7 protein-coding genes are annotated in these 8,198 nt (G+C 59.9%); 3 read left to right on the top strand and 4 right to left on the bottom strand.

Features of this window, described 5'->3' with window-relative positions; genetic code table 11:
- Together AC1DWZ_RS23700 and AC1DWZ_RS23695 are read right to left on the bottom strand one after the other, a co-directional pair.
- Positions 1-713 (bottom strand): hypothetical protein (locus AC1DWZ_RS23700; RefSeq protein ID WP_477171428.1); only part of this gene is annotated, 713 nt, incomplete at its 3' end.
- Between the two features lie 284 nt (positions 714-997).
- A complete protein-coding gene (locus AC1DWZ_RS23695; protein WP_477171427.1) occupies positions 998-1,648 on the bottom strand; it encodes a ribbon-helix-helix domain-containing protein in 651 nt (216 codons plus the stop codon).
- Between the two features lie 219 nt (positions 1,649-1,867).
- On the opposite strand from AC1DWZ_RS23695, the gene AC1DWZ_RS23690 reads away from it, so the two are divergent.
- Complete coding sequence (locus AC1DWZ_RS23690) at positions 1,868-2,230, top strand: hypothetical protein (protein WP_477171426.1); 363 nt, start codon at positions 1,868-1,870, stop codon at positions 2,228-2,230.
- 45 nt (positions 2,231-2,275) lie between these two features.
- Here AC1DWZ_RS23690 and AC1DWZ_RS23685 read toward each other — a convergent pair whose 3' ends face one another.
- On the bottom strand, positions 2,276-2,608 hold the full coding sequence (locus tag AC1DWZ_RS23685; protein ID WP_477171425.1) for a hypothetical protein: 333 nt from the start codon (positions 2,606-2,608) through the stop codon (positions 2,276-2,278).
- Between the two features lie 312 nt (positions 2,609-2,920).
- Between AC1DWZ_RS23685 and AC1DWZ_RS23680 the strand changes: the two genes are divergently transcribed.
- Positions 2,921-6,037, top strand: coding sequence for an EAL domain-containing protein (locus AC1DWZ_RS23680; protein WP_477171424.1), 3,117 nt, complete (start codon positions 2,921-2,923; stop codon positions 6,035-6,037).
- A 56-nt stretch (positions 6,038-6,093) separates the two neighbouring features.
- Here AC1DWZ_RS23680 and AC1DWZ_RS23675 read toward each other — a convergent pair whose 3' ends face one another.
- Positions 6,094-6,999, bottom strand: coding sequence for a LysR family transcriptional regulator (locus AC1DWZ_RS23675; RefSeq protein WP_477171423.1), 906 nt, complete (start codon positions 6,997-6,999; stop codon positions 6,094-6,096).
- Positions 7,000-7,097: 98 nt separating this feature from the next.
- On the opposite strand from AC1DWZ_RS23675, the gene AC1DWZ_RS23670 reads away from it, so the two are divergent.
- Positions 7,098-8,150: an SDR family oxidoreductase gene (locus AC1DWZ_RS23670; RefSeq protein WP_477171422.1), complete on the top strand. Its 1,053-nt coding sequence runs from the start codon at positions 7,098-7,100 to the stop codon at positions 8,148-8,150.
- The last annotated feature ends 48 nt before the right edge of the window (positions 8,151-8,198 follow it).

Genomic DNA, 8,198 nt, shown 5'->3' with positions numbered 1-8,198 from the left:
ATACCGGGCACATCGTTCAGCCCATCAAGCACATGCGACGGGAAATCCTCGATCTCCTTGGCCGCCTGGTCATTGCCACGGCCACCCGTCAGATCGTCCTCGTTAACCGCGTTCGGCTTCGTGATGCTGATGACCACCGGCGAGGTGTCTTCTTCGTCGGCTTCGATGATCGGCTCGAACGCGCGCTGGATGAGATTGTATTGCAGTGCCGTCGCCTGGAGGCCGCCGACGGCATTCAAGCCACCGATGCCGGCATTGGGATCAAACGGGCTGAACACGCCGCCGTTGTTGTCGACGCCGGTCCCCTGGTCCGCGGCGCCGCCGGCTGCCGTCTGGATGTCGAGGTTGGGGTCGGTCGCGGCGAGGACTTCGACCACGTCGACGGGCTTGTTATCGTTGCCGACGATGGTGATCGGGCTTGCCGCGGTGGCTTCGCTGTAGCCGAGGAGAATGACCGTGATATCGCCGACCTTCACCGCGAGGTTGGCATTGTCTGGGCTGAGCTTGGCGACCAGGCCATCGGTCGGGAACGGCAGTTCGACGGTTTCACCAGGGGTTACCTGGATGCGCACCACATTGGCACCCTGCGGCACCTGGACCTGCACCGGCGTACCGCTGGATTGGGTCAGATGAACCTGCTCGACGTCACTCTCATGGATAGTAGAGGTGTTGTTGGCAGTTTCAGTCTGGTTGGTGGTGTTGTCCGTGGCCATAGCTCGCTCCAATCGGTCGGTTAACTATGAGGCGGGGCGATGCAGCGATTTCTTGCAAAAGTAATGGAATAAATCGCTGACCCCTTACTGATGGTGCGACAATAAGCGCGCGGAATGTCACGCTCAACGGCCACCAACCACGGATCAATATACGATCGTGTGAGCAGATTTGTTTTTTGGGAAAATTTGGAATAATTACGTCTCGGATACGTACAGCTTTGTCACCGGGCTGCTGGTATCAGGACAAAACACCTAGCGCGGACAGAAGTCCGCACCGGAAATTATCAAGCAATTTCAATCATCAACACGTAAGCGAGATCACCCTCTGCCCGACGCAGAATCGGACAGATATTTGCCTTCGCCATGATCAACCGACCGGGCCGCAGGCATACGATACGGGCTGGATAGACCTGATTTCGGCCCTGAGCGAACTGTTCCACAATTTGGTTGAGGGGCAGCGAGGACTTGACCTGGAAGTACTGGTCGAGCGGCTTACCAACAAGTGCGGATTCACCGAGACCCAGCCATTTTTGCGCGGCGCTGTTGGCCTTTAACATGATGTTCTGGCCATTTGCGACGAACGCCGGCACAGGGCAGGCGTCTGCAATCAAAGAGGCTGAAACACCTTGGCCCGACATCGATTGCTGCCGCACCCGGTCTTCCAGATCGGAGATCTGCTGCTTGAGTTCGGCCAGGCATTGCGCCCGCACGGTCGCCGAAAAATTGCCTTCGTGATTGGTCGCGGTGGAGAGTTCGTCAACCAGCTGATTAAGGCGCATGCGCCGCCGCGCAGCAGCCTGCTCGAGGGCTGCCCAGGATGCCTGGTCCAATTTCAGGGAATAGCGCCGGCCGCGATACTGAACGACGCGATGCACCAGCTTCGGATCCGGCAGCGACTTTGCCAATGCCACCGACGATTCGCGTTGCAACTCCATTCCGCCCGACCCCCTTCAGAATGAAAACCAGCCGTGACTGATCTGTGGCCGGCATGCGCTACGCCCAAAAATGGTTGAGCGCGCGGCCGGCCCCCGCCGATCAGCACACACGACAGTGTGACACATTTGGAGGTCAAAAGGCTAGAGGCTCATTTGTGCTTTCAGCCAAGGCCTGCAAATGGCTAGAATAGCGAAACATTCTCCCCTGGGGGTTCAGTTATGCCTTTTGTGAAGCGGGACGGGACTGGCCAGGTGATGGCCCTCTACCGCGAAATCTCTGCTGGCGCTGAGGAATATCTGCCGCCAAGCCACCCTGCCGTGCAAGGCTTTCTGCAACAGAATGTTGCCCAATTGCCGATCGGCAGCCTTGAAAAGCCAGCCATGCTGCAGTCCGATCTCGACATGATTCGCGTTTATGAGGATCTGACCGACATTTTGCTGACCAAGAATCTGGTCACGCTGACCGACTTCCCGCCCGCTGCCCAGGACAAGCTGATGCGCCGCAAACGGCTACGCTCGTCCCTAAGCCCGATCACGGAGCTGCTGGATGGCACAGATGAGGAAGAGCAGGAACTGCCCTAAAAGGCCGAGCTAAACGATTAGCTAATCGTTTAGCCGGGACGATTTTCAGCCGATGGGATGGTGCTCGACCGGATGATCGACCGAGATGCTGAGGCCGGGCGAGTAATAGAGCTTGGTACCATCCTCGAAGACCCAGTACTGCAATCCCTTCACCTCGATACCGCCGTCGGTCACATGCGCCTCGGCAATCCCACTTTCCAGCAAGCGCAGATCCGTGACGATGTTGAGGCAGGGATCGTCGCCCTCATTGAGGATGACAATCTCGCCATTCGCGTCCGGCAGCAAATCGGTGAGGTTCAAGGAGAACTGATCCACCGCGGTACGTCCACCGGCGTCAGTTGCCTCGATCGGCTGGTCGTTGGTCTCGGTCTGGTTCATAGCTGCGCTCATCCCTTGCGCTGCAACATATAAAATACTGGATAAAAGCTAATCGAATCGATTCCATACCGCAATCCCCTGCCGCAATGCGGTTGGCATAGCCAAATCCTTATATATCACATTAGATATTTTCTGTATCATATTGATTATTATATATTTAAATAACCTACTGCGCCTGTAAAGTATTTCTTAACCATACCCTTAAAATGTGAGCTAATGTCGATTTTAACGAAAAAGCTCCGCGCGGACTGTTGAGTTCGTCCTGAGAACAAGCCCATTATTCTCCAATACTTGCAGCGGGAATCGGCCGGTTTGAGCAATTCGACACCAGATACAACCGCCCGGCCGGATCGCCGCCAGCGTTTTGCCCTCTCCCGCTGGGGGTTCGAGCGCGGCGCGTTGGTGACCGGATTGCTGGTCACTTTGGCCGTGGTGCTCCTTAACCTTATTGCGCCCGACCAGTTGGAGCGTATCGAGCGGCTGACCCTCAACTCCCGCTTCCTGTTGCGCGGTCCGGAGCAGCCGAGCGGCGACGTGGTGGTGGTCGGCTTCGACGAAAAATCGACCCAGACATTGGGCCGCTGGCCGATCAGCCGACGCCTGATTGCCCAGGCGATCGACCGTGTCGCGGCCGAAGGTGCCAAGACCATCGCGGTCGACTATCTGTGGCTTGAGCCCGAACTGGATCTGCCTACCGACATCCGCCAGCAATTGCAGAAACTGGCTGCCTCCATTCCTGCGGGCAACGCTGCGAGCGAGCAGGCCCTTGCTCTGGCGGAAGGGAGCTCAGCCGACGAGATTCTCGCAGCCTCGCTCCGGAAGGCAGGCAACGTCGTACTGGCTTTCGCTTATTCTCCCGATGCCGGCAGCACCGAAACGCCCGACAAGGTTGCCAACTGGGCCTATAGCCGCACCAAGCCGGCCTGCACGGGGGGCGTCGCTGCCCAGTTCGGCGCCGGGATGCAGGCTCCCCTGCCTGCGCTCGCGGACGCGGCCTGGCTCGGCGGCAATGTGAACATCAATCTCGATGTCGACGGCACGCCACGGTCAGAATATCTCGCGACCTATTTCGCCGAAGACTGCTTTGCTCCCCTCGCCGTGGCAGCGACCGCCCATTATCTCGATGTACCTTGGCAGGATGTCAGCCTGGTGCTGGGTTCCGCGGTCCTGCTTGGCAACGACCGGCCGATTGCCATCGACGCCGACAATGCTGTCATCGTCAATTATTTCGGCAAAGCCGGCACGTTCAACACGATCTCCTTTGCCGACATCATCAGTGGGCGTCTGGCCCCGGATACATTCAAGAACAAGCTGGTGATCTTCGGCACCAATTATCAGGGCGGCTCAGATTTCGTCCGCTCGCCGTTCGAGAACGAACTGCCAGGGGTCGAGCGCAACGCGACCATGGCCGAACGCCTGATCCACGGTGGCAACCTCGCCCGCCCCGGTTGGGCGCTCGATGTCAGCATTGCCGCCATTGTCGTCCTTGGCGCCATCAGTATCGCCCTCGCCCGCGGTCTGGCGACCGGCACCGGGCTGATCGCAAACGGTGGATTGGCTGCCGTCTGGTTCGGCTTCACCTATATCGCGCTGTTCCCGGGCGGCATCTGGATCAACGTACTCTACCCGGTCCTCTCGATCGTCCTCAACGCCACCACACAAATGGCGCTGCGCACGATTGCCGAAGAGCGCAACCGCCGCCGGGCCGAGCTCGGTTTACGAGACAGCGAAGAACGCTATGCCTTGGCCGCGCGCGGTGCCAATGACGGGCTGTGGGATTGGGACCTGACCGACAACACTCTCTATACCTCGCCACGTTGGCAGCAGATGCTGGGCCTGCGCGGCGACCGCATGTCCGGCCAGCCAGGCGACTGGTTCGACCGCGTGCATCGGGACGATATCGACATCATGCGCGCCGCCATCGATGCGCATCTCAAGGGTAGCTCCACGCATTTCGAGCAGGAACTGCGCATGCGGCATGCCGAAGGCAATGACCGCTGGGTCGCCATCCGCGGCATGGCCGTGCGCGATGCCAAGGGCACGGCCACCCGCTTTGCCGGATCGATGACGGATATCGCCGCGCGCAAGAAGGCTGAACAGGATCTGTTGTTCAACGCCTTCCACTCGCACCTCACGCGCCTGCCGAACCGGACACTCCTGGTGGAGCGCACGGACCAGGCGCTGCAACTTTGGGCAAAAGACCCCAATGCCGATGTCGTGGTGGCAATCCTCGATATCGACCGCTTCGGCCACTACAACGAGACGCTGGGCCAGAAGGTTGGCGACGACATCCTGATCATGCTGGCGCGCAGCCTGGAAGGAATTGTCCGCCCCGACGACACCCTCGCCCATCTCGGCGAGGACGAGTATGCCATCACCCGCTTCATCGCCGGCAATGTCGAAGAAAATGTCGAAGAACTGATTGTGGCGATAAAGACGGTGCTGGACCGGCGCATGGAGATCGAAGGCCGGCAGATCGATATCGAGGCCTCGATCGGCTTCGTGTTGGCGTCGCAGGCGGCGGGTGCTGCCGGTGACGAACTGCTGCGCGACGCCAATCTCGCCCTCTACCGCGCCAAGGCGCAAGGCCGCAGCCAAGTGGTACGCTTCGAGGAGAGCATGCATCAGTCGGCCATGAAGCGCTTTGGGCTTGAAGCCGATTTGAAACGCGCCATCATCGCCGGCGACCAGTTGGAATTGTTCTATCAGCCGATCATCGACCTCAAGGACGGCCATGTGCACGGCTTCGAGGCGCTGATCCGCTGGCGCCATCCGGATCGCGGGCTGATCTCGCCGCTCGACTTCATCCCACTCGCCGAAGACACCGACATGATCATTGATATCGGCCGCAAATGCATCATGGATGCGGCGCGCCAGATCGCGGCCTGGATGCCCGCGGAAGGCGACCCACCGCAGATCGCGGTCAATGTCTCTGGCAAGCAATTCGCGGCGGCGGGCCTTGCCGAAGATATCGAACGCGCCATCAAGGTTGCCGGCATTCCCGCTCATGCGCTCAAGATCGAGATCACCGAAAGCCTGATCATGGACAATCCGGAGCGCACGAACGAAGTGCTGCGCCGCATCATTGCGCTGGGTTGCAAAGTGTCGATCGACGATTTCGGCACCGGCTATTCATCCCTGAGCCACCTGCACCGCTTCCCGTTCCACACACTCAAAGTCGACCGTTCCTTCGTCATGCGCATCGCCGACAGCCGCGAGGGCCTGGAAATCGTACGCGTCATCGCCAGCCTCGCCCACATCCTGGAGCGCGATGTCGTCGCCGAAGGGATCGAGAATGAAGAGCAGGCCACCGAGCTGAAGCGCCTCGGCGTTCAATTCGGCCAGGGCTATCTCTATTCGAAGCCCCTGCCTGCCGGCGAGGCGTCAGTGTTCTTGGCAAAGAACCGCGAGAAGCATCGCAAGGTTTAAGGCGGAAGGTCTACACTGTCATCCTCAAGCTTAACCCGAGGACCCAAGAAAACCGCCTAGCGCAGGCGCACTTTTGCCGCCAGGAAGTCAAGCACGGCCCGCACCCGTGCCGGAAGATGTCCGCCTTGGCCGAGATGGACGGCGTGAAAGGCCTCTCGGTCGCCGGGATTGAATTTTTCCAGCACCGGCAGCAGGCGTTTTGCCTTGACGTCGCCTGCTATTTGAAAGGCGGAGAGCCGGGCAAGACCCACGCTCGAGAGGGCAAGCTGCCGCAGGGCTTCGCCATCGCTGACACGTATGGTGCCAGTGGCCGCCACGCTGACGGCCTTGCCATCGACCATGAATGGCCAATCGGTGACCGCACGCACATAAGTCGGCCCGAGCAGATTGTGCTGTGACAGGGCAGCCGGCGTTTTCGGCACGCCGTGCCGTGCGAGATAGGCCGGCGCTGCGACGATGATCTTGCGTGTCTCTCCGAGTTTCCGCGCCATGAGGCCGGAACTCTTGAGTGGACCGGCGCGAATGGCGACATCGACCCGCGCCTCCAGGAGATCGACGATCGTATCGCTGAGGTGAATGTCGAGGGCCACCGCAGGGTAAGCAGTTTGGAATGCTGGCAGCAGGGGCAACAGGAAATGTGTGCCGAAGGGCACGTTGGCCGTGATCGCGACAGTGCCATGCGGCGTTTCGCTGGCACCAGCAGCCAGTTCCGCCTCATTGAGGTCCGCCAGCAAAGTGCGGGCGCGCTCAAAGAAGATGCAGCCCTCAGGTGTCAGTTGCAGCTTGCGCGTCGAGCGGTTGAGCAGCCGGGCGCCCAGCCGCGCCTCCAGCCGCGTCATCAATTTGCTGACCGCGGAGGGTGTCAGCCGCAGCGCGCGGCCGGCCGCCGAGAAGCCGCCCTGCTCCACCGCCGCCACGAACACCTCCATCTCGCCGAAGCGGTTGACGTCGATCCGGGACATTGTGACTTCAATTCATAAGTTATGTTCTATCTCGCAACCTAGTTCACGAACCTATTTGTGTCCATCTTCCGACCATAACGAGTCGAGAAGGACAGAAGATGATCCGCAAGACAGCCCTCGTCGTTGGCGCCCAAGGCGTCATTGGCCGCAATCTCATCAACCATCTGCAGACTTTGGAAGATTGGGACATCATCGGACTCTCGCGCCGCGGCGGTAATTCCGAGGGTCCGGTGCGCCATATCAGTGTCGATCTTTTGGATGCGGCCGAGACACGGGTCAAGCTCGCGGGCCTCCGGGAGGTCACGCACATCTTCTATGCCGCATATCAGGATCGACCGAGTTGGGCGGAACTGGTGGCACCCAATCTCGCCATGCTGGTGAACGTGGTCGAGGCGACCGAGGCGGTGGCCAAGGATCTTCAGCATGTCAGCCTGATGCAGGGCTACAAGGTCTATGGCGCGCATCTGGGACCATTCAAGACGCCAGCGCGAGAGACGGACGCCAACCATATGCCGCCGGAGTTCAACATCGACCAGCAGGACTATCTTGAAGCGCGTGCTGCCCAAGCGGGCTGGACCTGGTCGGCCCTCCGCCCCTCTGTCGTATGCGGCTTTGCTCTGGGCAATCCCATGAATCTGGCCATGGTCATCGGCATCTATGCGGCGATGTCGAAGGAACTCGGCCTGCCGCTGCGCTTTCCAGGCAAGCCAGACGCTTATGACACGCTCATCGAGATGACCGACGCGGGTTTGCTGGCGCGGGCAACTGTCTGGGCCGCCACGGATCCGCGCTGCGCGAACCAGGCCTTCAACATCACCAATGGCGATCTCTTCCGCTGGAACGAGATGTGGCCGAAGATCGCCGCCAGTTTCGATCTGGAGATGGCACCGCCCTTGCCCATGTCATTGGATACCGTCATGGCCGATAAAGAGGCGCTGTGGAACAAGATGGTGGCCAGGCATAACCTTGCCTCCACGCCGTACCGGGATGTTTCGTCCTGGCGCTTCGGGGATTTCGTGTTCGGTTGGGATTACGATTTCTTCGCCGATGGCAGCAAGGCGCGCCGCTTCGGCTTCCACGAATTTGTCGACAGCGAGGTCATGTTTGCCGATATTTTCGCCGATTTCCGCCAGAGACGCATCATTCCATGATGGTGCGCGCGCACCCCAGCCGTGCTAGGCTTCTTCATCTTAGGAGAG

The organism is Dongia sp. P2_B8 (assembly GCF_056404715.1).
The sequence above is the reverse complement of the archived record's forward strand: the minus strand, read 5'-3'. Positions and strand labels throughout refer to the sequence as shown.

Excerpts from the sequence above, each read along its gene's own strand:
- AC1DWZ_RS23695 (WP_477171427.1), bottom strand. The coding sequence starts at position 1,648 with ATGGAGTTGCAACGCGAATCGTCGGTGGCATTGGCAAAGTCGCTGCCG.
- AC1DWZ_RS23690 (WP_477171426.1), top strand. The coding sequence starts at position 1,868 with ATGCCTTTTGTGAAGCGGGACGGGACTGGCCAGGTGATGGCCCTCTAC.
- AC1DWZ_RS23685 (WP_477171425.1), bottom strand. The coding sequence starts at position 2,608 with ATGAACCAGACCGAGACCAACGACCAGCCGATCGAGGCAACTGACGCC.
- AC1DWZ_RS23675 (WP_477171423.1), bottom strand. The coding sequence starts at position 6,999 with ATGTCCCGGATCGACGTCAACCGCTTCGGCGAGATGGAGGTGTTCGTG.
- AC1DWZ_RS23670 (WP_477171422.1), top strand. The coding sequence starts at position 7,098 with ATGATCCGCAAGACAGCCCTCGTCGTTGGCGCCCAAGGCGTCATTGGC.